The sequence below is a fragment of the Streptosporangium sp. NPDC049046 genome, from assembly GCF_040649155.1.
Taxonomy (GTDB): domain Bacteria; phylum Actinomycetota; class Actinomycetes; order Streptosporangiales; family Streptosporangiaceae; genus Streptosporangium.
Genome location: NZ_JBEZEZ010000003.1, coordinates 263,963 through 289,239 on the forward strand (window position 1 = coordinate 263,963; position 25,277 = coordinate 289,239).

The following is a 25,277-nucleotide window of genomic DNA, read 5'->3' on the forward strand; positions in this document are numbered from 1 at the left end:
GCGGGGTCCCGCCCGGCCCCTTCCGTGCCCGGCCCTCGACACGGACGCCCCCGCTAGCCCGCCGCGAGCACACGGGACTCCCTCAGCGCCTCTTTCCAGTGCCGCATCGGCGGCAGGCCCGCCCTGGGCCAGCCGTCGTGCCCCAGCACGCTGTACGCGGGCCGGGGCGCGGGACGCGTGAGGTCCTTGGAGGGGATCTCCTTCACCCGGCCGGGATCGGCGCCGAGCAGCGTGAAGACCTCCCTGGCCAGGTCGTACCAGCTCGTGTGGCCCGAGTTGGTGGCGTGGTAGACGCCGGGCGGCGCGTCGCTCACCGCCAGGTCGACGATCCTCGCCGCGAGGTCACCGGCCCAGGTGGGCTGGCCGAACTGGTCACCGACGACCTCGGGGGCCATTCCCTCGCCCTCCAGGCGCATCATCGTGCGGACGAAGTTGTGGCCGGTCGCGGCGTACAGCCAGGCCGTGCGCACCACGTAGCCGCCGTGCGGCAGCACCTCGAGCACGGCGCGCTCGCCCGCGAGCTTGGTCCTGCCGTACGCGTTGACCGGGCAGGGCCGCGCGTCCTCGGGGTAGGGGTCCAGCGCGGTGCCGTCGAAGACGTAGTCGCTGGAGGGCTGGATCATCCGCGCGCCGACGCGCCCGCACGCCTCGGCGAGTGAGCGCACCGCGGTGCCGTTGACCGCGAGCGCCTCGTCCTCCCGCGTCTCCGCCTCGTCGACGGCGTTCCACGCGGCGCAGTTGACCACGACGTCGGGCCTGCAGGCCGCGATCAGGTGGCGTACGGCGGACGTGTCACAGAGGTCCAGCTCGTGCCTGCCGAACGCGAGGAAGGGTTGTTCCTCGGCACGCAGGCGGGCCTCCAGCTCGGTCCCGAGCATGCCGGAGGCACCGATGATCATCCAGCGGGTCATCCGGCCGTCCCTCCTCGCCGTCCGCCCACCGCACCGGCCATCCCCGCCGGACCGGCCGAACCCATCGGCCCCACCGGGGCCGTCGAACCGGCCGCGCCCCCCGGACCCGCCGCACCGGGCGCATCCGCGCCGCCCGATGCCGGGCCGGCGCCCGCCGCCTCCGCGGCGGCCTCCCACCAGCCGGGGTTCTCCCGGTACCAGCGGACCGTCTCCGCCAGGCCGCGCTCGAACGGCACGGACGGCCGGTAGCCGAGCGCGCGGAGCCTGGAGTCGTCCAGGGAGTAGCGGCGGTCGTGCCCCTTGCGGTCGGGGACGCGCTCGACCATGTCCCATCCGGCGCCGCAGGCCTCAAGGAGCCGGGCGACGAGCTCGATGTTGCTCAGCTCCGCCGTACCGGCGATGTGATAGACCTCGCCGGGTGCGCCGCGCTCGGCGACGACGCGGATGCCCGCGCAGTGGTCGTCGACGTGGACCCAGTCGCGGACGTTGCCGCCGTCGCCGTAGAGCGGGACCCTGCGTCCCCGCAGCAGGCGGGTGACGAAGAGCGGGATCAGCTTCTCCGGATACTGGCGGGGGCCGTAGTTGTTGCCGCAGCGCGTGATGGAGACCGGCAGGCCGTGGGTGATCGCGTACGCCTGGGCGATCATGTCTCCGCTCGCCTTCGCCGCGGAGTAGGGCGAGCGCGGGCCGAGCCGCGCGCCCTCGTCCCAGGAGCCCTCGTCGATCGACCCGTACACCTCGTCGGTCGAGACCTGCACCACCCTCGGGGTGCCCGCCTCCAGGCAGGCCTGCATCAGCGCCTGCGTACCGAGGACGTTGGTCCGCACGAAGTCGGCGGCGCCGTCGATCGACCGGTCGACGTGGGACTCGGCGGCGAAGTTGACGACGAGGTCGTGGCCGGGGACGAGCCCCGCCAGGAGTTCGGTGTCGCAGACGTCGCCGTGCACGAAGTCGTGGGGCGTCCCCTCCAGGTTGGCCCGGTTTCCCGCGTAGGTGAGCTTGTCGAGGACCGTCACGGCGGCCCCGCTCGCGGCGAGCAGCCGGGCGAAGTGGGAGCCGATGAATCCGGCTCCCCCGGTGACCAGGACCTTCGACGGGGTGCTCGACGCAGTGTTCGACGGGGCGGAGGTCGTCCCGCTGTCGGCTGTTGTCATGAACTGATCTGGACCTTGCTGTGATCGCCCAGCACGAGACGGTGGGCTCTGGGGGTGGTGGGGGCGGGGGTGACCTCGACGTCGTGGCCGATGAGGGACGCCTCGATGCGCGAGACCCCGGCGATCGAGGACCTGGGCAGGACGATCGAGTACTCGATCTCGCTCGCGCTGATCGCGCAGTCCGCCGCGATCGAGGTGAAGGGGCCGATGTAGCTGTCGCGGATCCGGGCTCCCGGGCCGATGATCGCGGGTCCGACGACGCGGGACCGCTCGATCGTGGCGCCCTCCTCGACGACCACCCGGCCGATCAGCTGGCTCGCCTCGTCGACCAGGCCGTCCAGGCGTGGCCGCAGGGACTCCAGTACCAGCCGGTTCACCTCCAGCATGTCGGTGACGTTCCCGGTGTCCTTCCAGTAGCCGGAGATGACGGAGGACTCGACCCGCCGCCCGTCGGCGATCAGCCAGTGCAGGGCGTCGGTGATCTCCAGCTCTCCCCGCCACGACGGCTTGAGCTCGGCCACCGCCTCGTGGATCGCGGCGGTGAACAGGTAGACGCCGACCAGTGCGAGGTCGCTCTTGGGTACGGGTGGCTTCTCCTCCAGGCCGATCACCCGGCCGGCGGCGTCGAGCTCGGCGACCCCGAACTGCCGGGGATCTCCGACCTTGGTGAGCATGATGTGGGCCGCGGGCCGCTCACGGGCGAAGCGCTCGACGACGTCGTTGATGCCGCCGACGATGAAGTTGTCGCCGAGATACATGACGAAGTCGTCGTCGCCGAGGTAGTCGCGGGCGACGAGCACCGCGTGGGCCAGGCCCAGCGGCGCCCGCTGCCGGACGTAGGTGACCTCCAGGCCGAACGCGCGGCCGTCGCCGACGGCCGCCTCGATCTCGGCGTGCGTGTCGCCGACGACGATCCCGATCTCGCGGATGCCCGCGGCGGCGATCGCCTCCAGCCCGTAGAAGAGCACGGGCTTGTTGGCGACGGGGACGAGTTGCTTGGCGGAGGTGTGGGTGATCGGCCGCAGCCGGGTGCCCGACCCTCCGGCGAGCACGAGTGCTTTCACTAGTAGGCCCCTTCTCCGCCGGTCACGGCGCCCCAGGTCTTCCAGAGGATCTGCAGGTCCAGGAAGAGCGACCAGTTCTCGACGTAGCGGAGGTCCAGGCGGACCGACTCCTCCCAGGTCAGGTCGGAGCGCCCGCTGACCTGCCACAGGCCGGTCATGCCCGGGCTCACGACGAGGCGGCGGCGTACGTCGGCGCCGTACTGCCTGACCTCGTCGGGCAGCGGAGGGCGCGGGCCGACGAGGGACATCTCGCCGCGCAGCACGTTGAGCAGCTGGGGCAGTTCGTCGAGGGAGTATCGGCGCAGGAAGGCACCCACGCGGGTGATCCTTGGATCGTTCCTAATCTTGAACAGGACGCCGTCGAACTCGTTCTCGCGCTCCAGGTCGATCTTGAGCTGCTCCGCGTCGACCACCATCGTGCGAAATTTCACGACCTGAAACTCGGTGCCCCCCTTACCGACCCTGACCTGGCGGAAGAGGGCGGGCCCCGGGCTGGTCGCGCGGATCAGCGCGGCGATCACCAGCATGGGCACCCCCAGCACCAGGAGGGCGAGACCCGCCCCCGCCCGGTCGAACAGGCTCTTCGCCAGCCGCCGGGCGCCGCGGAAGTCGGGGTGCTCGACATGCAGCAGCGGCATGCCCGCGACCGGGCTGATGCTGATGCGCGGGCCGGCCACGTCCATCAGCGCGGGGGCCACGAACAGGTCGGTGCGGGCGTCCTCCAACCCCCAGGCGAGCCTGCGCAGCGCGGCGCCGTCCAATTCCGGACAGGCCAAAACCGCGACGGCGTCGGCGTTGACCTCGGCCACCACCGTGGGCACGTCGGAGAAGTTGCCGAGGACCGGAACCCCGTCGATCTCCACCAGGTCGGGGCCCGCGGGCAGGCACGCGGCGACGACGGTCATGCCGTGGTGCGGCTGCCTGCGCAACTGCATCACCAGGTCGAGCACCGACTCCCGATGGCCGACGGCGACCACATGACGCATGTAGTCGCCGCGCGAGCGTCTGCGATGCAGTCGCTTGCGCATCCGGTAGCGAAAGAAAAGCGTGAGAGTGAAAGCGAGCGGGAACATCGCCATGACAAAACTTCGGGCGATCGGAGTTTGCGTGACATACGCACCGATCGCGACCGCCGCCGTCAGACCGGCGGCACCATTGAAAACCGCTCGGAATTCGTCCGTACCCTCACCGTGCGTACGCCGGCGATAGGCGCCTCCCGACGCCAGGGCGAGCGGCCAGATCAGGGCGAGACCCAGCCCGAGCAGGGCCTCCTCCACCGGGATGAAGGCGCCGAACCACAGGCGAACGCCCAGAACGGTCTCACAGGCGATGACAGAGCACGCGATATCCCCGGCGAGGAGGATGCGGACATAGGATCGCGTCCAGATGCTCGGAGCGGTGCGTGCGGGACCTTTGAGAAGCCCGACGACGAGCTCCTCAGTTTCCACTCTCATATCACCCCATCCCACCCGAGATGCCCCGAGGCAGCCAAATAAGGCGCCGCGCATCTCATTCAATGGCTGACAGCATCCCCTAATGCATCAGGAGCGTGGATACCCTAGGAAATCCTAGTGATCACTATTGATTAGGGGAATACCGGCCACTGTCCACTATTGGACGAAGTGCGGCAGAGATGGCATCTTGACGGAACGATCCAAACGTGTAAGTTTGGCCGCCGCATTTGACAGCAATGCGGGAATCAGTCGTATTCAAAATCCGGAAGAGCAGAAGGTGGTTCTGGACTGCGCCATACGACGACATAATCGTCGGGCGCGGACTCCACCGCCGCGCCGAGCCGGTCGAGGTCGAAATCCGGGAGATATCGAAGACGGGCGAGGAAGGTCGCGTCGGTCGCCGAGTGGGGCACCACACACCCCTGGCCTTGTCGATCGAGAAGGATGTACAGGATGTCCGAGTCTTCTGAGCCGTCCGGGTCCGTGTCGCCCACTATCCGCACCTCGACGACGTCCTCCCACGCGAGGGCGTCAACGCTGCCGTCCTCGTAGTGACGGGTCACGCCTTCTTCGGTGACATACACGTAGGAGTCCGGCACTGAGTTGCCGTGCATGGGCGCGATTGTGACGACTTCAGGGCTCCGCGTGCAATAGAGCCATGCAAGTCGGTCCCTAATGATCACCCCAGCCGTGGTCGAGATGCGCCGCGACCGCCTCCCTGGCGGCCTCCCGAGACCCCCCGCCGATCGCGTCGAGCAGATTCCGGTGCTCGGCGACCAGCACGTGCCGGTCGGAGTAGACGACGCGCAGCCTGACCAGGCCGAGCCTGGTCTCGGCGGCCAGCATGCCGTAGAGCCGCTCCAGCCGAGGGCTGCCCACTGCGACGACCAGCGCCTGGTGCAGGGCCATGTGCTCGGCCACCACCTCCGACCAGGGAGCGTCGGCGGGCAGCGCGGCCATCCGCGCCAGCGCGGCGTCGGCCTCCCCGACCCGCCGCCCCGCCAGCGAGGTGGCCGTCAGCTCCTCCAGCGGGCGCCGGACGAACATCAGGTCGTCCAGGTCCGCCACGGTCACCTCGGCCACCTGGGCACTGCGGTGCCGTTCGCGTCTGAGCAGCCCCTCGTGCACGAGCACGGCGAGTGCCTCGCGGACGGTCGGGCGGGCCACCCCGTACAGGGCCGAGAGCTCCTGCTCCGGCAGCGTGGTACCCGGGGCGATCTCGCCGGACAGCACCCGCCGGCGCAGAGCGTCGGCGAGCGCGCCGACGGCGGAGACAGGATGGATCGGGAGAGTCACGCCGACGACCCTATTGCCGTTACCTGTGAGTGTGCTTCGGTAAGCGCACTCACAGGCGGCTTCCGGCTTGCGCCGGAGCGTTCCCCCGGCTTCCGGGGCGGACGCGCTCCGGCAGGGAGACCGCGGCCAGGCTGGCGCCGACCAGGACGAGCCCGGCGACCGAGGTGGGCGTGAGCCGCTCACCGAGCACGACGACCCCGAGCAGGGCCGCCACCGCCGGCTCCGCCAGGGCGAGAGTGGCGGCGGTCGCGACCGGGGTCGTGCGCAGCCCCCTCCCGTACAGGAAATAGGCCAGCGCGGTGGTGGCGCAGCCCAGGTAGAGGGCGGCGAGCAGGCCGTGCGGCTCGGCGAGCCAGCCGGTGCCCCTCCACAGCAGGACGGGCACCATGACGACGGCGGCCCCGCCGAACATCAGCCCCATCACCCCGTCGGAGGGCGCGCCCGCTCCGATCGCCCGCGCCGCGGTGACCGCGTAGAAGGCGTACAGCAGGCCGCCGAGCAGCGCGAGCAGGACGCCGTCGGCCCGCACCTCGCCTCCCCCGCCGGTGAGCACGGCGCAACCGGCGATCGCCACCGCGGTCGCCCCCGCCCAGCGGCGGCCGGGCCGCACCCGGCCGAACAGCCAGGACAGCAGCCCGGTGAAGACGGGACCGCTGCCGATGGCGACCACGGTGCCCACGGCCACCCCGGTCCTGCTGACCGCGGCGAAGTAACACAGCTGGTACGCCGCCACGGCCACCGCCGCCGCCACGAGCGCGCCGGGGCGTGCCGTGGGGCCGCGCCCCGGACCTCCATCGTCCCCCCGCCCTCCGGAGGGACCCGCCGAGGAGCCCCCGGAGGGACCTGCGGAGAAGCCCCCGGAGAAGCCTCCGGGGGAGAGCAGGAGACGCGCGGCGGGAGCGGTGGCGGCCGCGAGGACCAGGCCGCCGATCACCAGGCGGGCGGCGGCGAGGGAAACGGGATCGACCCCGGCGACGAGCAGGCCCGCGGTTCCCGCCGTCCCCCAGAGTACGGCGGCTCCGATCACGGCGATTTTCATAGGGTGATTGTAGGCATATTGTCTGACAACCAGACAATGGTATTTCGACCTGGGCGGGGGCCCGGGAACGCAACGAGGTGAGGGTGAGGAGCCCGACGGGCGGTGAGCAGCGAAGACACGCCCGTCACCCTGTTTTCGCGGGTTCGCGCGCGGGTAGTTCGGCGGGGTGAGATCTCCCAGAGACAGTGCCGACCACTCGGCTCAGGGGGCAGGGCCGATGACGACCAGAGGTGCCGCCCACGAGACGGGCGACCGCACGGGCGTGCCCGCCACCCGTCGGAGGCGACGATGACCACGGTGTCCAGGGGGACGTTCCGCCACGGGCCGGCCACGGAGGTCCGGTCCATGCTCGGCGGCGCCACGCCGCACCCGCTGGACGGCGTGAAGATCACCACTTCGGCCGAGGCGATGGACGCGATCGCCGAGGCCCTCGACCTGCCGGGCACCTTCGGGCACAACCTCGACGCGCTCTACGACGTGCTGACCGACCTGTCGTGGCTGCCGCCGGGCGAGCACGCGCTGATCTGGTCGGAGCCGTCGACGCTCCGGGCGGAGGACCGCCCGGCCTACGACGCGATTCTCACCGTTCTCTCCGAGGCCGTCGCCGACGGCACGACGGGAGAGTCCTTCTTGTCCGTCCTGATCCTGACCGACTGAGCCGTCGCCACGCAGTGGGCACAGAAGGCGCCCTGCCTGCCCTCGGGACAGCTGCAGTGCCAGCGGAGGGCCTCGTCGACGAGCCGGAAGTCGACGCACGCGGCGCCGTCGTCCACCTCGGCGGTCACCCGCGGCGGTCCGAACCTGACCAGCTGCACCGCTCCCGCCCTCGCCAGCTCGCCGCCACGGGCCAGCGCCGCCAGGTCGGCGCGCTCGGCCTCGGTTTCGATCAGGTCCGCGATCTTCCGCATCGTCGACCCCCTCCTGTCCGATCATCTCGGAGGCACTCATGAGGGACTCGTGATGCCGGACCGCCCATGAGGTGCTCGTGGTTCTGGGACAAAGTAACGTGATAAATCATCTCAACGTGACTCGCGTGCACGCCTGGTCCCAAGTGACCCACATTGCTATGTTTGGCCATTGTTAACCACGCATCTCAAGGTGTGCGAGGTATTATGGCCAGCCGAAAATACTCAATCAGGGTAAAGATTTTCACTTTACTCTTGGTACCTATTATATCGCTTGTAGCGATTTGGGTATTTGTGGCCAACCTCACGGTGCAGGACGGGCAGGAGCTACTCAAGATCCGTAGTGGTTACGAGCACGTGGTCGTACCCACCAGGAAGGTGACCACCGCGCTCCAGCACGAGCGGATGCTCTCGCTCTCCGTCCTGGGAGACGTCGGCGTCCCGCGCTCGCAACTGGACGCCCAGCGCCTGCGGACGAACGGCGCCCGAGCCGAGCTGGAACGACTCACCGCCGAAGTCCGTCCCGACCTCACCCCCGCCACCTGGGACCGCCTGAGCCGGCTTCTGGCCGCGCTGAACCGGCTCCCCGAGATCCGCAGAGGGGTCGACACCCGCACCGAGCCCCGGTTGCGGGTCCTCGACGCCTACAGCGGGATCATCGAGGCCGCCTTCGACACCTACGAGAAGATCCGGATATCCGCTGACATGGAACTGACCGACCAGACGCGGGCCCTCGTCATGGTCGGGCGGAGCCGGGAGATGCTCAGCCAGCAGGCCGCGCTGATATCGGGGGCCGCCGTCGAAGGGGCCATGAGCCCCGGGGAACGCGCGAGGTTCGGTCAGCTGGTCACCGGCCGCAGGCTCCTCTACTCCATGGGCTTCGACCAGCTCGACCCGGAGTTCCAGTCGCTCTACACCCCGCTGCGCGACTCCTCCGACCACTCCTCGTTCGAGAGGATCGAGGACGCCGTCGTCGCGTCGGCCGTGCCCGAACCCGCCTGGGCCGGGATCGCCGGACGGCTCTCCGACGACTTCGACAGGCGCGCCGGGGACGTCGGCACGCGCATCAGCGAGCGGACGGCGCCCCTCGCCAGGGACATCATGGTCCGGATCGGCCTCGCCGCAGGGCTCGGCCTGGTCGCGGTCGGGCTGTCCGTCTTCGTCTCGGTACGGTTCGGCCGGAGGCTCGCCGGTGAGCTCGTCGGCCTCCAGCAGGCGGCACTCGACCTCGCGGGCAAGCGGCTGCCGGACGTGGTCCAGCGGCTCCGGCGGGGCGAGGAGGTCTCCTCGGAGACTCCCGAGATCAAGACGGACGGCACCGCCGAGGTCGCCGAGGTCGCCAGGGCGTTCTCCTCCGTACAGCGGACCGCGGTCGAGGCCGCCGTCGGTCAGGCCCGGATGCGCAAGGGCGTCAACAAGGTCTTCGTGAACCTCGCCAGGCGCAGCCAGTCCCTGCTGTACCGGCAGTTGACCATGCTGGAGGGCATGCAGCGGCGGACCGACGACCCGGCGGCCCTTGAAGGCCTTTTCCGCCTGGACCACCTCACCACCCGGATGCGCCGCCACTCCGAGGGCCTGCTCATCCTGTCCGGAGCCGCCCCGGGACGGGGATGGCGGGACCCGGTCACGATCTACGACGTGGTCCGCGCCGCGGTCGAGGAGGTCGAGGACTACCCGCGCGTGACGATCGGCGTCCCGCACGGCCCGTCCGTGGTCGGCGCGGTCGCCACCGACGTGATCCACCTCCTCGCCGAACTGGTCGAGAACGCCGCGATGTTCTCTCCCCCGAACACCTCCGTACGCGTCCACGGCGACACGGTCGCGAAGGGCTACGCCATCGAGGTCGAGGACAGAGGGCTCGGCATCTCCCCCGAGGAGACCGCCCGGCTCAACGCGCTGCTGGCCGACCCGCCCGAGTTCGACCTGGCGGACAGCGACCGGCTCGGCCTGTTCGTCGTCGCGCAGCTCGCCGTCCGGCACGACATCCGCGTCTTCCTGCGGCCCTCCCCCTTCGGCGGCACCACGGCGATCGTGCTGCTCCCCGGAGAGCTGGTGGTCGAGCCGGCCGATCCCCGGTTCATCCACTCGGTCGAGGTCGAACGGTTACCGTTACCCCCGGGCGACGAACTGCCCAGACGGGTGCGCCAGACCGTACCCGCGGAACGCCCCTCCCAGGGGAACTCCATCGCGGGAACCCGGGAGGCCGACGGGGGGGCCGTCCCGAGCGGCGTGTCCGGAGCGCTCCCCGACGGATGGCCGCACGGCGGGAAGTCCGGGCAGGAGGATGGACCGTGACACAGGAGCGCCCGGACGACCGGGAGCACGGCCCGATCATCCGCCCCTACACGATGACCCGCGGCCGGACCAGGGTCGCGGGAGCCCATTTCGACCTCATGTCCGTGGTGGTGGCGGTCGACCCCCACCGGGGGCCGCGGCCCCCGGCCGGACGCGGTGACCTGGCGAACGGCGTGATGGCGGTCGGCGACCCCCGTCAAGGGCTGCAGCCCGAGCATCTGGCGATCCTGGACGCCTGCCGCGCGCCGACCCCCGTCGTCGAACTGGCCGCGCGGACCGCCCTCGCCGTCGGGGTGCTCCGGGTGCTCCTCGGCGACCTGCGCGAGAGCGGCCTGATCGCCGTACGGCCCCCGGCACCCCCGTCCGCGATCCCCCGCGAGAACCTGCTCCGCGACCTCCTCGCCGGTCTCAGAAGCCTCTGAACCACCGTCTCGTCACCGATCGAGGGGCGTCGGCGACCCGAGTGCCGCCGCTCGATCGGTCAGTCGGTGGCCAGGCGGGCGTGCCGCTCCACGTCGTAGCGGACACCCTCGTAGCTGATCTTGGCCCGCTCGACACCCTCGGACAGGAATCCGGCCCTGGTCGCCACCGCGCAGGAGGCGGTGTTACCGACCCGGTGTGCCAGCTCCAGGCGGAACAGGCCACGCTCCCCGAACGCCCACTCGGTCATCTTCCTGGTGGCGGCCACGGCGACCCCCCGTCCCCTGGCGCGCGGAAGCGTCCAGTAGGAGACCCAGCCGGTGCCGTGCGCGTCGATGTTGCTCACCGCGACGTTTCCCACGACCTCGCCGTTGGAGACCACGGCGAACGCCCGCGCGTCATCGCGAAACCCCCACAGCCCCATCCACTCCAGCGCCGCCTGCGCGGTGTCGATGGGCCGGGCCGCCTGATCCGCCATGTCCGGAGAGCCGAACGCGTCGAGCACGACCGGCATGTCGTCGGGCCGCCATCCGCGCAACTCCACTTCCGTCATCCGTGCAGGGTAGTACCCGTTGACCGGCCCGTGAAGTGCGCGGACACCGAATCCGGGGGAGGGGGAGCGGCACCGTGCGGCCGGGGTGGGCCGGGCAGGAGAAACAGATCCGGTGAGAGCGGTTTCGTGGACGACGGGACGGCCTTCACCGCGGCCGGCCGTACCGCCGCCCTGAAGGGCCTCGTCTCAGCCTGGGTCGGAGGAGGGCTCCGCGTCCGGGGCGGACGGGGCCGCGGACGGTGAGGGCTCCGCGCCCTGGGCGGACGGGGCCCCGGATCGGGGAGCCTCCGCGTCCGGGACCGCCGGAGTCACGGACGGTGTAGCCTCCGGAGCCTCCGGGGTGACGGCCCGCAGTGACGCGGGGACGTCGGGGTCGAGGGAGAACGCGCTCGTGAGGCCGGTGACCGTCAGGATCCGTTCCAGAATCCCGTGAACACCGGCCAGCCGTAGGCAGCCCCCCGCCGCACTCGCGCGCCGCTGGACCTCCAACATGGTCCACAGCCCGGTGGAGTCGCAGAATCTCAGAGCGGTGACATCGAGGATCAGGTTCCCCACCCCGTCGTCCAGCTGCGTGACCAGGACATCGCGAAGCCGCGGACTGGACAGCTTGTCCAGCTCACCGGCGAGCACGGTCACCGAGGCGCCCTCGTGCCTGCGAACCGAGAGATCAAGCCGCGTCGTCATCCCCCACGATCCTTATGCCGGTTGAGCCGAGGCTATTTTAAAGATCTTGGTGAGAAGGCCCTCTCCGGCCAACTGCAACCCGCCCGTAAGCGAATCGCGTCCTGGGCTTGGGACCCTCCGGACCCGGCGCACGGCTCCCGCGTACGGAAATCGTCCACATCGGATGGGAGGTCGCAGATAGATCTAGGGCGTGTGGGGCACTCAGCAGCTATGAGCGACGATTCGGAGAGCCGCGACTTCACCGGGAAGGGGCTCGGCGACGAACTTTCCAACCGACCGAAGACAATGGGAGAGATAGCCGTGAACCTGGCTGTTAGCGAATCACTCGCCAATCACGGTCACCACGCGCTGGTCAACGCCCACGAGGCGGCGGCGAGCAGCCACCAGCTCATGGCAGAGGCGGGGGTGGGCGATGTGGAGGAGCATCTCGATCTAGCGCGATGGCATCGCTGGTGCGCCATCGTGGAGGATCAGCTGGCCGACGAGGCGGATCAGAAGACTCCCGCCAAGCGGAAAAAGGACCACTGAACACGACGGGCGACACCGAGGGGGGACCACCGGCGCGGGGACCCGGCGGGAGATCGGCTCACACGGATCTTCTCGGCCGGCACGGCACCGCGGCGTTCCAGGCGCCACGGCCCAGGGCGCCGGTGGATCTTCTTCACCCGCTCGGCGTGCTCCGGAGCCTCGTCGAGGAACGCCTCGGCCGAGTGCCTGACCCGCCCTCCGTCGCCCACGGATCGAGCGCCCCGAGCGCCCGCCGCCAAGCCGGAACACGACCGTCTCGTCCCCCCGAACTCCCCGAGCGGTCGCGATACCAGCGGTAATACAGTCATCTCCAAGTGCCGGATGCGAGAAATGAGGGGCCGTCCGATCGGCACCCGGCGACCTCGCACACTCCCCACCCGCACCACGAAGCACTGGAGAACGCTCATGACCACCGTCTTTCCCCCGGCGGAAGACCTCGGCGGAGGGCTGGAGACCCTGCGCCACCAGATCGCCGGCCCTGTCCTGACCCCCGGGCAGGACGGCTACGACGAGGAGATCGCCGGATTCAACACCGCGGTCCCGCACCGGCCCGCCCTCGTCGTGGGCGCCACCGGCGCGGAGGACGTCGCGGCGGCGATCCGCTTCGCGGCGGCCCACTCCCTTCCCGTCGCCGTACAGGCCACCGGCCACGGCGCGGTCCAGGCGGCCGACGGGGCACTGCTGATCAACACCTCCAGGATGCGCGAGGTCACCGTCGATCCTTCCGGCCGCAGCGCACGGATCGGCGCCGGCTCCCGCTGGGCCGACGTCATCGAGCAGGCGACCCCGCACGGCCTGGCACCCCTGAGCGGCTCGTCGTCGGGTGTCGGAGCGGTGGGCTACACGCTGGGCGGCGGCATCGGCCCCATGTCACGGACCTTCGGCTTCGCCGCCGACCACGTACGGGAGATCACCGTCGTGACCTCGGACGGCACGATCCGGATGACGGACCAGAACACCGAGCCCGACCTGTTCTGGGGGCTGCGCGGCGGCAAGGGCAGCCTCGGCGTGGTCACCTCCATGGTCGTCGACCTGTTCCCCGTGTCGACCCTGTACGGAGGCTGCCTCTACTTCGACGCCGAGGACACCCCGGCCGTCCTGCACGCCTACCGGACCTGGACCGGCACGCTGCCGGAGACCACGACCACCTCGGTGGCGATGCTGCGCCTGCCTCCGCTGCCCCAGCTCCCGCCGCCGCTGCGCGGGCGTTTCGTGACCCACCTGCGCTTCGTCCACCTCGGCGACGCCCAGGAGGCGGAGGCCCTTCTCGCCCCGATGCGGGCCGTCGCCGAACCGATCTTCGGCGAGATCGGGCAGATGCCGTTCGGCGCGATCGACTCCGTCCACCGGGACCCGGTCGACCCGATGCCGGCCTGGGATCGCGGCGCCCTCCTGCGCGAGCTCGGTGAGGAGACCCTGGAGGCGCTCCTCGCGGTGGCGGGCCCGGCGGCCGACGTGCCCCTCGCCGTCGTGGAACTGCGCCACCTCGGCGGGGCGCTGGGCCGCGAGCCGCACCTCCCGAACGCCGTGGGCGGGCGGGACGCGGCCTTCTCCCTGCTGGTGATCGGCGCTCCCGTGCCGGAACTGCTGGACACCGTCGTCCCCGCCGTGGGCGGTGCCGTGCTCGACGCCCTCGCTCCCTGGCAGACCGGCGGGACGCAGCTCAACTTCCACGGGTCGGCGCTCGCGCCCGCCGATCTGTCCCGCGCGTGGCCGGAGCCGACGCTGCGCAGACTGGCCGCACTCAAGGACCGCTACGACCCGACCCGGATGTTCCGTTTCGGGCACGTCGTGCCCCGCGTCTGAACAGCGACCATCCAGCCGTCAGGCCTGTGCTGTTCGTTCACGGCCATCACGCGATATTCGAGTGTCGTCACGAACTCTGAACGATCGCGTGGTGGCCGTCTTCGTGCGAATTTGCCTGCCGAAGATCGCGAAGTGTGTCAGGCGGTGGTGCGGTAGATGTCCCGCTGCCACCCGTCGTGATAGGAGCAGACTCCGTTGAGCCCGCCCGACATGCTCACCATGCCGTCCTTGCACATGACCAGATAGCCCGTCCCGTTGGGAAAGTTCTCGATGCACCGGAAAACCTCGCAGGCGCCGTCCGCCGGCGGATACACCCGGTTTCCCGTCGGGCAGAACGTGAACCCGTAGGTGTTGGGGGGCGCGTCGCAGAGCGGGCCGGTCGGCCCCACGGTGGGCGGCACTGTGGGCGGCACCGTGGGGGTGGGTGTCGGCCATGGAGGGGGCGTCGGTGTGGCGGTCACCGTGGCGGTGGCCGTCACTGTGGCGGTGGCTGTGGCGGTGGCGGTGACAGTCGCGGTCACCGTGGTGGTCACGGTCTCGGTCACCGTGATCGTGGTGGTCACGGCGGGGGGCGTGGGTCCCACGGTGACGGTCACCCGGGGCGCGGGGGTGGACTTCGTCGGCTTCGGCTTCGTCGCGGAGACGGAGAAGGTGCCGCTTTTCTTGTAGGTGCCGACACCGAGATACGTCTCCTGCCAGGCCGTCCGCCCGGCGTTCACCGACAGGGCGGTCGTCACCGTCCGGCACTTCTTCTTCAGGCAGACCCGTTGTTTCACGGAGAACCGCCTCGCGGCGCCGTACCCGTTCGTCACCTGCACCCTGAGGTAGGACTTGCCGCCGACCTTCGTCACGGAGGTCTTGACCACCCGCTTGTCCGTCGCGGTGAAAGCGGTGCTCAGCCCGCTGTCCACCGGCGTGGAGGCGCCGCTCACGCCCCCGCCCGCCTCCGTGAAGCTCCTGATCTCCTGCTTGTCACTCGCGGCGGGGCTCACGGCCGAGGCGGAGAAGGTGTCTCGGATGTCGATGGCACCCATCCAGCCGATGACGGCGATCAGGGTGCCAATGGCCGCCACGGACAATACGAAAGCTCTCATACCACCACAAGTATCCCGTATACCAGAATCGCTATTGATAAGTGATTTATTAATACTTATACCACTTACCTCGGCCGGTTTCCGCCGATTGGAACCTTCCAGGGCACACGACTCATTTCTTTTCGACGCAGACAGGAACCGGGTCACCGTGGAGCGGCGTACAGCCGTCTCCACAGGTGCGGCCGGGTGCGGCGGGTGCGGACGGCACGGCAGGCATGGCCGCGCCACGACAGCCTCCACCCCGAGGCCTTCGGCGCGCCTCCCCTGCACGTCCGGCTTCTCGCCGTGCCCGCCGGCGAGGACTGACGGCGCGGCCGGGCAGCGCCCCCTCTCCCGCACCGGAGCGGGCCTCGCCGGGGGACGCGGAGGGCGAGCGGGCGCCGCCGGACGGGAACGCGGGCGCTGACCGGCCGCCATCGGGCGGACAGGCCGCGTTCGACCAGCCCTCGACACACCAGGACGATCACAAGTGGTGAGATTTTCCGGAGATCCCGCCGCTCCGGTAGGGACGACTCGCCTTCCGGCCCTCTCAAAAGTCCCAGAACTTACGATCGACCCAGTATTCATATATCAATTACAGCCGATCACACCTTTCACACACAGAAAGACAGTGAAAGCCAAGAATTAAAACACCCTTATCGTTTTCGGTGTCAAGTTTTATTGGACCGTCGTCGTGCACGCGTTGTAATTTCGCCACAACGCCCATATCCGAGCCTCACGTCCCGGAGTGAACAATGCACACGACCGAGCGTTCGTCGCCCGCGCGCCCCAGGAGCGGGCTCGCCGTCGTCGCCATCTGCTTCTTCACCATCGTCTTCGACGGCTACGACCTGATCGTCTACGGGTCGGTCGTTCCCAGCCTGCTCGGCAACCAGGAATGGGCACTCACTCCGGCGCAGGCCGGGGCGATCGGCAGTTACGCGCTGATCGGAATGCTGATCGGCGCGGTCGTCGCAGGAATGATCACCGACGTCGTCGGACGGCGCAAGATAATCCTCGTCAGCATCGCGTGGTTCTCCGTCGCGATGGCACTCTGTTCCACGGCGTCGTCCCCCGAACTCCTCGGCCTTTTCCGCTTCGTCGCGGGTCTCGGTCTCGGCGGCGTCGTACCGACGACGATCGCCCTGACCGTCGAATACGCCCCGAGAAACCGACGCAATCTCTACAACGCGCTCATGTTCTGTGGTTATCCGGTGGGCGGCTGCCTGACCGCGCTGGTGGCGATGGCGCTTCTCGCCGAACACGGCTGGCGGGTGATGTTCCTGGTCGGAGCCGCGCCCATCGTGCTGATCCTGCCGCTCGCGATCTGGCTGCTTCCCGAGTCGGCGAGCTACCTGCTCGCGCGGGGACGCCGGGCGGAGGCCGAGGCGGTGGCCGCCCGCTACGGGCTCGACCTCGGCAACGGTCACGGTGAGCCCGGCGAGCCGCGCGACAGGAAGGGCTTCACACTGCCGTTCCGGCGGGGCTACCTCGCCGCCACCCTGCTCTTCGGTGCGGCCAGCTTCTGCGGCCTGCTGCTGGTCTACGGTCTCAACACCTGGTTGCCGCAGATCATGCGCCAGGCCGGTTATCCCCTCGGCCCCTCACTGCGATTCCTGCTCGTCCTGAACATCGGAGCGATCGTCGGCACCATCGTGATGTCCGTCCTCGCCGACAGGATCGGGGCCAAGACCATCACGGTCTGCGCCTTCCTCGCCGCCACCGTGTCCATCTACCTGATGAGCTTCGACCTCGGCACCGGCCTGCTGATGCTCTGCGTCGCCGTCGCGGGACTCGGCAGCGTGGGGACCCAGATCCTGGTCAACGGCTACGTCGCGATCTTCTACCCGGCCGCGGGCAGGGGCTCGGCCCTCGGCTGGACGCTCGGGGTGGGCAGGGCCGGTGCGATCGCCGGACCGCTCCTGGGCGGCTGGCTGCTGGGTTCCGGGCTCGGATTCGAGTGGAACTTCTACGGGTTCGTCCTGCCCGCCCTGCTGGGCGCGCTGTTCATCGCCGCGATCCCGCGCGCCGGCCGCCGTCGGCGGGCGTCGGCGGTCGAGACACTCCCCGTGGAAAACGGTGCGCTCGGCACCATCCCGTCCCAGAGGCGGGCGCAGACCTCTCACGAGGTCATGCGGTGACGAACCCGTCGAGGGAGTCGGGAAAACACCTTCGGAGGGGTGGCGGCCGGACCGCCACCCCTCCGAACCGCTGCCCCCTCGGAGAACCGAACCGCCATCCCTCCGAACCGCTGACCTCTGAAACGCCGAACCTTCGAATCTTCGAAACACGAAAGCGTCGGAACACGGAAGCGTCGGACCACCAGACCGCCGGAACACCGAACTTTCGGTGAACGCGTCTCTCGTACTTTGGGCCGATTCAGATCGGTACGACCTCTCGTACCATGATGGGGTGCTCCCCCTTGTGCGATCCGTGTGGGATGAGCCCCGTCCCCCCGACCCGCCGGCGCGGGTGTGGCGGGACTGGGCGCTGGTGGGACTGCTCGTGCCGATCGCACTGCTCGAAGGAGCGTTGCGACCGGATCTTCCGTCGCGGGTCCTCTCGGTGGCGGTCACCATCGGGCTGGTCCCGACGCTGTTGTGGCGCCGGACCAGACCGCTGCTGGTGGTCGCGATCGTCTTCGGCACCACGAGCCTGGCCCCCCTGCTGACCGGCGGCGTCTCCGCGGAGACGAACACGATGGCGTACCTCCTGATCGTGGTGTACGCGCTGGTCCGCTGGGGGTCCGGACGCGAGGTCACGATCGGGTTGGCGATCGTCCTCGTCGCGGTCGGGCTCTCGATCGTCTTCGGCCGCCTCGCCCCCGCCGACGCGATCGCCGGGTTCGCCGTCGTGTTCTCCGCCGTCGCGCTGGGCGGGACGCTCCGCTACCGGTCGCGAGCGCGGGCGCGCGAGCTCGACCAGGTCAAGCTGCTCGAACGCGAGCAACTCGCCCGCGACCTGCACGACACCGTCGCCCATCACGTCTCGGCGATGGCGATCCGCGCCCAGGCGGGCATCGCCACCTCGGCGGCGCGGCCGAACGCCGCAACCGAGGCGCTGCAACTGATCGAGGCCGAGGCGTCGCGCGCCCTCGCCGAGATGCGCGCGATGGTCCGTGTCCTGCGCAGGGACGAACCCGCCGACCTGGCACCCGGTCGGCGCATCACCGATCTCCGGCACCTCGCGAGCGAGGACTCGTCCGACCTGTCCGTCGAGGTGGAGATCCCGGACGACCTCGGTGACCTCCCCCCGTCGGTCGAGGCCGCGATCTACCGCCTCGCCCAGGAGGCGGTGACCAACGCCCGGCGGCACGCCCGGCACGCCACCTACGTCGCGGTCCGCGTCACCGCCGACGACACGTCGGTGCACCTGCGGGTGAGCGACGACGGCGAGACCGGTTCCATCCGCCCGCCCGGAGCACCGGGGTACGGACTCATCGGCATGATCGAACGCGCCGACCTGCTCGGCGGTACCTGTGAGGCGGGCCCGAACTCCAACCGGGGCTGGACCGTCACCGCCGTGCTGCCTCGCACCGGGTCGGCCACATGAGCATCCGGGTGCTCGTCGCCGACGACCAGGAGATCGTCCGTACCGGACTCTCGATGATTCTCGACGCCCAGCCGGACATCGACGTCGTCGGCGAGGCCGCCGACGGGCGGCGAGCCGTCGAACTCGCGCGGCGCCTGCGCCCCGACGTGTGCCTGTTCGACATTCGCATGCCCGGTCTCGACGGCATCCAGGCCACTCGCCTTCTCGCGGGGCCGACCGTCGAGGACCCGCTCGCCGTCGTCGTCATCACCACGTTCGACCTCGACGAATACGTCTACGCCGCGCTGAGGGTCGGCGCGCGGGGTTTCCTGCTCAAGGACGCGGGCACCGTCCTACTCACCCAGGCCATCCACGCCGCCGCGAACGGCGACGCGCTCATCGCCCCGAGCATCACCGCTCGGCTGCTCGGCGCCTTCGCCGAGACCGGGCCCACCTCACCGGTGTCGCAACCCGTCGAGGCGCTCACGGACCGGGAGGAGCAGATCCTCGTCGCCGTGGCGCGGGGGCGGACCAACAACGAGATCGCCGACGAGTTCCACATCTCGCTCAGCACCGTCAAGACGCACATCGCCAGCCTGATGGCCAAGCTCGGCGCCCGCAACCGCGTCGAGATCGCGATGTGGGCCTACGAGACCAGGCGCGTCAAGAGCTGATCCCGCCGCGGTGACGGGCCCCTCGGCGCGGCAGCGCGAAAAAGGCCGGAAACACCTGGCCGATCATCCATCGATCGGGCGTACTTTCGCCCGATGAGCTCCTCGCGGAGCCCTCCTACATTGATTTTCGTGGCACGGGACACGCTCGATGCCACCCGGCAGGCGCCTCCGCCTCACCCGATGCCGGACACGACATCGGTCCACGAGTACGGCGCTCCCCGGCGGATCCGCACCCACCCGCGATGGATGAGGAGAATGCGTTGAAGGCTTTTGTTCTGCGCTCGTACGGCTCACCCGATGTCCTCGACCTGACGGACGTCGACATGCCCGTTCCCGGCGACGACGAGGTGCTCGTCCGGGTGCGTGCCACCTCCGTCCAGCCCTACGACTGGCACATCATGAGAGGCGAGCCGTATGCCGCGCGCCTGATGGGCGGCGGCCTCCTCGGGCTGCGCAAGCCGAAGATCGACATTCTGGGCGCCGACATGGCCGGGCAGGTCGAGGCCGTCGGCAGGAACGTGACGGGCTTCCGCCCCGGCGACGAGGTGTTCGCACTGCTCAAGCAGGGTGGCCTCGCCGAGTACGTGTGCGTCGGACAGGCCGCGCTCGCGCCGAAACCTCAGAACCTGTCGTACGAGCAGGCGGCGGCGGTACCGATGGCGGGCATCAGCGCGCTGCTGGGCCTGCGCGACGAGGGACGGCTGCAACCGGGACAGAAGGTCCTCATCAACGGGGCCTCGGGAGGCGTGGGGACGTTCGCCGTGCAGATCGCCCGGGCGCTCGGCGCGGAGGTCACCGGCGTCTGCAGCACCAGGAAGATGGACCTGGTCCGGTCGCTCGGCGCGGACGAGGTCATCGACTACTCCAAGGAGGACTTCACCCGGAGTGGAAAGCGCTACGACCTCCTGCTGGACATCGCGGGGGGCCACTCGGTCTCGGCGTGCCGGCGGGCGCTGACTCCCAAGGGGGCCTACGTCCTCATCGGCGGGCGGTCCGGCCGGTGGCTGCGGCCGATGAGTCACATGTTCACCGCACTCGCGGTCTCGCCGTTCGTGTCCCAGAGGGCGGCCATCGTGGACGCGACCCGGGGCGTGGGGAACAGGCAGAACCTGATCACGCTGACCGAGCTCATCGAGGCGGGGAAGGTCACCCCGGTCATCGATCGGGGCTACCCGTTCAAGGACACCCAGACGGCCGTCCGATACCAGGAGGAGGGGCACGCCCCGGGAAAGGTCATCATCACGCTCTGAGACACCCGAACCTCTTGAGACACCCGACCCGCCACACGCACGATGACCACCTCCCGCGAGCGATCGGAACGATCCTCCTGTTCCCGAGCGGCGCGGGAGGCCGGCCACCGGCCGGAACCGCCCGGGTTTCGGTTCGCGTACCGCCGTCGGTGGTTCATCTCATGCGATCACGTCGGCGGGTGGAGCGAGCGGGGCCGCCTGCCGGCTGAGCCTGAGGACGGCCTTCGCCGTTCGCGGGTCGGCGGCGGGGGCGAAGGGGGTGACGGGCCGGGCCTTCGGCCCGATGACGAGGCCGGTCCGCCCGTCGAGCGAGGCGTCGGCCGCGGCCAGGATCGACGGCCGTGCCGCCACCGACGCGGGACCGGACGTGGCGCGTTCGAAGACTCGCCGGACCAGCGGCCAGAGCAGCCGCAGCCCCGGCGAGACGATTTTGGGCGACCGCATGGTGCCGTCGGTCATGTCGGTGGCCGCGCCACCCGGATCGGCCGCGAAGACCGAGATGCTGGTGCCGCGCAGCCGTTCCGCCAGATCCAGGGTGTAGGCGAGGTTGGCGAGCTTCGCCCGGCCGTACCAGTGGAAGCCGTAGTAGCCGCCCGGGGGCTCGATGGCATCGAAGGAGCGCTTGGCCGTCCGGATCGATCCCGAGGTGATGTTCACGATCCGACTCGGCCCGCCGGCACGGAGCGGCTCCAGCAGCAGCTCGGTCAGCAGGTACGGCGAGAGGTGGTTCACGGCGAACGACGCCTCGATCCCGTCCACCGTCTGTCGCCGGTCGGCGAACATCGCCCCGACGTTGTTGACCAGAACCTTCAGCGGCCCTTCCTCGGCGAGGCCGGCCGCGAGCACTCGTACGGCGTCGAGCGAGGCGAGATCCGCGGCGACGAACCTCGCCGCCGGACCGGTCGCCACCGCGTCGATCTGCTCGACCGCGCGGGCGCCCCGCTCGGCGTTCCGCCCCACCACGGTCACCTCGTAACCGATCGCCGCGAGCCCCATCGCGGTCTCCAGGCCGATCCCCCCGGTCCCCGCCGTCACCACAGCCCGTTTCTCCATGGCTCCGCCCTCCACCCGCCGATCCTTACCGGATAGTCATCCGTTTCCTGGTTCGTACCGTAGCACAAACGGATGGCTATCCGATTAGAGGGAACGGACATGCGGCGGTGTATCTCCGTACCCGGATTTCCCGACCGCCGCCACCGGAGGCGAGCTTTCAACGGCTCCGGACCGCCGCCGGCGCGGGGATCGGCCCCTCAGATGTCCCGGACACCGTCGGCAAGCCAGGCCGGCACTCGAAGTCGGCGCGGTAGGCGGCCATTCGGTCCCTCAACACGGAAGCAGCCTTTCGCCTCCTCAACACGGGAGGCGACCTTGCGGCCCCTCAACACGAAGGGCAGCCTTTCGGCCCCTCAACGCGGCGGGGGACGCAGCCCCTCAAGGAGAACGTCGAGATAGAGCCGCGCGTGCCTGGCGTCATCGTCACCGGAGCGAACCGCGTGCTCGACCCCGCAGAGCAGGCGGCGGATGTCGTCCGCCTCGACGTCATGCCGGACGACCCCCGCGTCGCGGGCACGGTCGAGCAGTTCCGCGACGGCCCGGTCGAGCTCGGCCTTCATCGCCGAGGTCCGCACGTCGGCGTCGCTGGCGGATCCGAGCACCGCCGCGAACCCGGCGTCGTTCAACGCGTGTTCGAGAGCGAAACGCAGGAGACGGTGCAGACCGGCACGCGCGTCCTCGTCGGCCGCCGCGACCTGCGCCTCGTCGACGAACTGCTGAAAGCGCTCGGCGAGCAGTGCTTCCAGCAGCGCGTGCCGGTTGGGGAAATGCCGGTACACGGTCCCGACGCCCACCCCCGCGAGCCGGGCGATGGTGTTCAGCATGAGCGAGTCGTCGCCCGCGGCCAGCTGCTCCCTCGCGACCCGCAACACCCGTGCGCGGTTGCGCGCGGCGTCCGCGCGCAACGTCGTCTCTCGCTCAGCACCGGGTGTCACGACCTCAGCCTAACGGTTCGCCGATCAGGCACCGCGCGGCGCCGACGGACAGCGGTGGATGGTGACGAATGGTGACATGGTCACCGCGTTTCCGACGCACACCGGACCCTGCCGAACCCTCTGCCGCCCCGGAGGCACCCGCCTGGATGTAGGTGCCGCCGCACACGGCGCCGAAGGGTCCCCGCGACTTCCAGCTGAAAGGGGATTTTGAGTCGTTTGTAACATCTGAGGATCCCGGCCCACTTCCCGGTGTCGAAGCAATCATCCGGGACGAAGGGGGGCCAGGCGGTGACGGACGAGTCACAGCGGTTCACCACGATGTATGACGAATGCCGACAACAGGTCTGGGCCTACGTGGTCAGCCAGGCGGGCAGGCAGATCGCCGACGAGGTGGTGAGCGAGACGTTCGCGATCGCCTGGCGGCGGTTCGACGACATGCCCGAGCCCGCCCTGCCATGGCTGCTGGGCGTGGCACGCAACGTGCTTCGCGACAACGTCCGCGCCGAGATCCGGCGCGAGTCGCTCGCCCGCGAGCTGCGCGCGTGGACCGAGGAGGACCACGCCGACCAGGTCGCCGAACGCCTCGCCGTCATGACCGCGCTCGCCTCGTTGAACCAGGACGAACGCGAGCTGCTGATCCTGGTGGCCTGGCAGGGACTCACGCCGCGCGACGCGGCACGCGTCATCGGCTGTTCCGCCGCGACCTTCCGCGTACGGCTCCATCGGGCCCGCAAGCGGCTGGTCCACGCGATGAAGTCGGCATCGGCGATCCGCCCCCGGCCCCGGGTGCGCAATCTCAGTGAGGAGTGGTCTTGAACCCGACGGACCAGCTGCGGGCGGCCCGCCCGGCACATCTCGACACCCCGGCCGACGAGCACACCCGTGCCGCCGAGCTCTCCTACGCCATGTCACAGCCCAGGACGGGGCGCACCCGCAAGGCCGGTATCCCCAGGCCGGGGTGGGCGCTCGGTCTGGCGGGCGTGGCCGCCGCCACCGCCGCGGCCGTGACGATCGCCACGACCGGCGGCACCACACCGCCTCCGGGCTCCCCGATCGCCACGGACCGGCAGCCGACGACGCACTCGTCGGAGCCGGTGGCGCGGCTGTCGGCCAGGCAGCTCCTCCTCGTCGCGGCCGAGTCGTCGCTCAAGGCCCCCCAGGGCAGCGGGGCCTACTGGTACGTCGAGAAGGTGAGCGGCGACGCCCAGCAGGTGGGCACCAGGACGCGGTACACGGTGGACAGCCTGGGCCGCAGCCGGACGTGGATCGCCCGCTCGCCCGAGCGGGAAAGCTGGTGGGTGTCCCAGAACCTCGGCACCAAGCCCGCGTCCGGCTCGGAGGAGGCCTGGAAGCGGGACGGCTCGCCGTCCACGTGGACGGTGAGCGTGAACAAGAACGCCGACACCAAGGAACAGCTGATCATCGAGGCCAAGGGCGGCAAGCCCTTCGGCAACGCGATCAACGACGGCGACAAGGTCGCCGACCTGGCCGGCGAGAACGTCTCGATGGCCGAGCTCCAAGATCTGCCCACGACCGCGGCCGAGCTGAAGGCGTACCTGCTCAAGGGGTACCGGGGGCACGGCACCGAATCCACGGGCGACCCGCAGGACGCCGACTCCTGGCTCTTCCAGGTGACCGCGGGCCTGTTGAGCGACATGCCCGTCAAGCCCGCCGTCCGGGCCGCGGCCTATCAGGTGCTCGCCGGGCTGGACGGCGTGCGGTCGCTGGGTGAGGTGACCGACGCGCTGGACCGCAGGGGCGAGGGCATCGCCCGTACCGAGAAGTGGCCCACCGGCGAGTTCGAGCGCCAGCTCGTCGTCGACCCGCGGACCGGCATCCTGCTCACGGACCGGTTCGTCGCCGTCGCCCCGACCGGAACCTACGGCTGGGCGAAGCCGGGCACCGCCGTCCACTGGAACGCGATCGTCAAGGCCGAGTGGACCGACCGGGAGCCGGTCAAGCCGTAACCGCGAGGTGTCTCAGCCTCCGTTCAGGACGCGTTTCACCCATTCCAGCGACCCCGTGCGAAGCGCCTCGTCCGCGAGGCGCTTCGCCGACGTCGTCTTCAGGGCGGCGAGTGAGCTGTCGATCCACGGCTGGACGTTCTGGTGGCCCTGCTCGCGGTACTCGATCGCCTGGATCAGGCATTCGAGCTTGTCGGCGTCCCGGGCGCAGACCGCTTCGAGACTGGCCTTCTCCTCGTACTCGCCGACCGCGCCGCTCACCATCTCCGCCACCGGCCCGGGAACCCCGCGTACCTGGTCGGCGGTGACCTCCTCGTTCGGCGTCGCCTTCAGGTACAGCTTGCCGAGATAGGGGATGTCGGTGATGCGGGTCTCCTGCGTGTCGTGGAAGAGGCTCATGAACGCCGCACGCTCGGGGTTCCCGCCCTCCAACGCCGTGATCACACTCGCGATGATCGCCGTCCTGAAGGAGTGGTCGGCGATGCTCTCGGGGTCCCGTACCCCCGCGACCAGCCAGCCTGTGCGCCGGTAACGCTTGAGCAGCCCGATCTCGTACAGCAGGCCCGTCAGATTCGACAGTTCCTCCGCCATGGAAATCCCCTCTCCCCCTCGGTGGATCATGCGCGGCGCGTAGCCGACCATCCCGTTTCCGGCGTGGACCGCGGTCGCCTCCTCCAGCGTACGGATG

Annotated in this window: 25 protein-coding genes; 11 read left to right on the forward strand and 14 right to left on the reverse strand. The window is 70.0% G+C overall.

Annotated features, from left to right (window positions below; translation table 11 throughout):
- Positions 1–53 precede the first annotated feature (53 nt).
- From rfbD to AB0B96_RS05670, 7 genes are all read right to left on the reverse strand, one after another.
- Positions 54–911 (reverse strand): dTDP-4-dehydrorhamnose reductase, encoded by an 858-nt coding sequence (gene rfbD / locus AB0B96_RS05640; protein ID WP_362896778.1) that lies wholly within the window; start codon positions 909–911, stop codon positions 54–56.
- Positions 908–2,065, reverse strand: a complete 1,158-nt coding sequence (gene rfbB, locus AB0B96_RS05645) for a dTDP-glucose 4,6-dehydratase (RefSeq protein WP_362896779.1) — start codon at positions 2,063–2,065, stop codon at positions 908–910. The genes rfbD and rfbB overlap by 4 nt, the downstream gene beginning before the upstream one ends.
- Positions 2,062–3,129, reverse strand: a complete 1,068-nt coding sequence (locus AB0B96_RS05650) for a glucose-1-phosphate thymidylyltransferase (protein ID WP_362896780.1) — start codon at positions 3,127–3,129, stop codon at positions 2,062–2,064. The genes rfbB and AB0B96_RS05650 overlap by 4 nt, the downstream gene beginning before the upstream one ends.
- Complete coding sequence (locus tag AB0B96_RS05655; RefSeq protein WP_362896781.1) at positions 3,129–4,583, reverse strand: sugar transferase; 1,455 nt, start codon at positions 4,581–4,583, stop codon at positions 3,129–3,131. Before AB0B96_RS05655 ends, AB0B96_RS05650 begins: the two co-directional genes overlap by 1 nt.
- A gap of 245 nt (positions 4,584–4,828) precedes the next feature.
- Entirely contained in the window at positions 4,829–5,197 is a 369-nt protein-coding gene (locus AB0B96_RS05660; protein ID WP_350942713.1) for a hypothetical protein, read from the reverse strand.
- Between the two features lie 58 nt (positions 5,198–5,255).
- Positions 5,256–5,879 carry a GntR family transcriptional regulator gene (locus tag AB0B96_RS05665; protein WP_362896782.1) on the reverse strand — a complete coding sequence of 208 codons (624 nt, stop codon included), beginning with the start codon at positions 5,877–5,879 and terminating at the stop codon, positions 5,256–5,258.
- A 49-nt stretch (positions 5,880–5,928) separates the two neighbouring features.
- On the reverse strand, positions 5,929–6,918 hold the full coding sequence (locus AB0B96_RS05670) for an EamA family transporter (RefSeq protein ID WP_362896783.1): 990 nt from the start codon (positions 6,916–6,918) through the stop codon (positions 5,929–5,931).
- 288 nt (positions 6,919–7,206) lie between these two features.
- On the opposite strand from AB0B96_RS05670, the gene AB0B96_RS05675 reads away from it, so the two are divergent.
- Positions 7,207–7,575, forward strand: a complete 369-nt coding sequence (locus AB0B96_RS05675; RefSeq protein WP_362896784.1) for a barstar family protein — start codon at positions 7,207–7,209, stop codon at positions 7,573–7,575.
- On the opposite strand, the gene AB0B96_RS05680 is transcribed toward AB0B96_RS05675, so the two are convergent.
- Positions 7,485–7,826 (reverse strand): hypothetical protein, encoded by a 342-nt coding sequence (locus AB0B96_RS05680; RefSeq protein ID WP_350942706.1) that lies wholly within the window; start codon positions 7,824–7,826, stop codon positions 7,485–7,487. The genes AB0B96_RS05675 and AB0B96_RS05680 overlap by 91 nt on opposite strands.
- A gap of 291 nt (positions 7,827–8,117) precedes the next feature.
- Here AB0B96_RS05680 and AB0B96_RS05685 point away from each other — a divergent pair, with 291 nt between their 5' ends.
- Complete coding sequence (locus AB0B96_RS05685) at positions 8,118–10,118, forward strand: nitrate- and nitrite sensing domain-containing protein (RefSeq protein WP_362896785.1); 2,001 nt, start codon at positions 8,118–8,120, stop codon at positions 10,116–10,118.
- Positions 10,115–10,540: a DUF742 domain-containing protein gene (locus tag AB0B96_RS05690; protein ID WP_362896786.1), complete on the forward strand. Its 426-nt coding sequence runs from the start codon at positions 10,115–10,117 to the stop codon at positions 10,538–10,540. Before AB0B96_RS05685 ends, AB0B96_RS05690 begins: the two co-directional genes overlap by 4 nt.
- 59 nt (positions 10,541–10,599) lie before the next feature.
- Here the strand turns inward: AB0B96_RS05690 and AB0B96_RS05695 are convergent, their stop codons facing one another.
- Both AB0B96_RS05695 and AB0B96_RS05700 read right to left on the reverse strand, forming a co-directional pair.
- Complete coding sequence (locus tag AB0B96_RS05695) at positions 10,600–11,091, reverse strand: GNAT family protein (protein ID WP_350942701.1); 492 nt, start codon at positions 11,089–11,091, stop codon at positions 10,600–10,602.
- Positions 11,092–11,277: 186 nt separating this feature from the next.
- The gene (locus AB0B96_RS05700; protein ID WP_362896787.1) at positions 11,278–11,775 is read right to left on the reverse strand and encodes an STAS domain-containing protein; all 498 of its coding nucleotides are present in this window, start codon (positions 11,773–11,775) and stop codon (positions 11,278–11,280) included.
- Between the two features lie 210 nt (positions 11,776–11,985).
- Between AB0B96_RS05700 and AB0B96_RS05705 the strand changes: the two genes are divergently transcribed.
- Both AB0B96_RS05705 and AB0B96_RS05710 read left to right on the forward strand, forming a co-directional pair.
- A complete protein-coding gene (locus AB0B96_RS05705) occupies positions 11,986–12,303 on the forward strand; it encodes a hypothetical protein (RefSeq protein WP_362896788.1) in 318 nt (105 codons plus the stop codon).
- Between the two features lie 405 nt (positions 12,304–12,708).
- Positions 12,709–14,109, forward strand: coding sequence for an FAD-binding oxidoreductase (locus AB0B96_RS05710; protein ID WP_362896789.1), 1,401 nt, complete (start codon positions 12,709–12,711; stop codon positions 14,107–14,109).
- Positions 14,110–14,246: 137 nt separating this feature from the next.
- Here the strand turns inward: AB0B96_RS05710 and AB0B96_RS05715 are convergent, their stop codons facing one another.
- On the reverse strand, positions 14,247–15,182 hold the full coding sequence (locus AB0B96_RS05715; RefSeq protein WP_362896790.1) for a hypothetical protein: 936 nt from the start codon (positions 15,180–15,182) through the stop codon (positions 14,247–14,249).
- Positions 15,183–15,937: 755 nt separating this feature from the next.
- On the opposite strand from AB0B96_RS05715, the gene AB0B96_RS05720 reads away from it, so the two are divergent.
- From AB0B96_RS05720 to AB0B96_RS05735, 4 genes are all read left to right on the forward strand, one after another.
- Positions 15,938–17,323, forward strand: coding sequence for an aromatic acid/H+ symport family MFS transporter (locus tag AB0B96_RS05720; RefSeq protein WP_362896791.1), 1,386 nt, complete (start codon positions 15,938–15,940; stop codon positions 17,321–17,323).
- A gap of 271 nt (positions 17,324–17,594) precedes the next feature.
- The gene (locus AB0B96_RS05725) at positions 17,595–18,734 is read left to right on the forward strand and encodes a sensor histidine kinase (protein WP_362896792.1); all 1,140 of its coding nucleotides are present in this window, start codon (positions 17,595–17,597) and stop codon (positions 18,732–18,734) included.
- Positions 18,731–19,387 (forward strand): response regulator transcription factor, encoded by a 657-nt coding sequence (locus AB0B96_RS05730; protein WP_362896793.1) that lies wholly within the window; start codon positions 18,731–18,733, stop codon positions 19,385–19,387. The genes AB0B96_RS05725 and AB0B96_RS05730 overlap by 4 nt, the downstream gene beginning before the upstream one ends.
- A 260-nt stretch (positions 19,388–19,647) precedes the next feature.
- Entirely contained in the window at positions 19,648–20,637 is a 990-nt protein-coding gene (locus tag AB0B96_RS05735; protein ID WP_362896794.1) for an NAD(P)-dependent alcohol dehydrogenase, read from the forward strand.
- A 159-nt stretch (positions 20,638–20,796) separates the two neighbouring features.
- Here AB0B96_RS05735 and AB0B96_RS05740 read toward each other — a convergent pair whose 3' ends face one another.
- On the reverse strand, positions 20,797–21,690 hold the full coding sequence (locus AB0B96_RS05740; protein WP_362896795.1) for an SDR family NAD(P)-dependent oxidoreductase: 894 nt from the start codon (positions 21,688–21,690) through the stop codon (positions 20,797–20,799).
- Positions 21,691–22,043: 353 nt separating this feature from the next.
- Entirely contained in the window at positions 22,044–22,625 is a 582-nt protein-coding gene (locus tag AB0B96_RS05745) for a TetR family transcriptional regulator (RefSeq protein ID WP_362896796.1), read from the reverse strand.
- Positions 22,626–22,913: 288 nt separating this feature from the next.
- Between AB0B96_RS05745 and AB0B96_RS05750 the strand changes: the two genes are divergently transcribed.
- Positions 22,914–23,441 (forward strand): sigma-70 family RNA polymerase sigma factor, encoded by a 528-nt coding sequence (locus AB0B96_RS05750; RefSeq protein ID WP_362896797.1) that lies wholly within the window; start codon positions 22,914–22,916, stop codon positions 23,439–23,441.
- Positions 23,438–24,592, forward strand: coding sequence for a CU044_5270 family protein (locus tag AB0B96_RS05755; protein WP_362896798.1), 1,155 nt, complete (start codon positions 23,438–23,440; stop codon positions 24,590–24,592). The genes AB0B96_RS05750 and AB0B96_RS05755 overlap by 4 nt, the downstream gene beginning before the upstream one ends.
- A 12-nt stretch (positions 24,593–24,604) precedes the next feature.
- On the opposite strand, the gene AB0B96_RS05760 is transcribed toward AB0B96_RS05755, so the two are convergent.
- Positions 24,605–25,180, reverse strand: a complete 576-nt coding sequence (locus AB0B96_RS05760; protein WP_350942680.1) for an HD domain-containing protein — start codon at positions 25,178–25,180, stop codon at positions 24,605–24,607.
- Positions 25,181–25,277 lie beyond the last annotated feature (97 nt).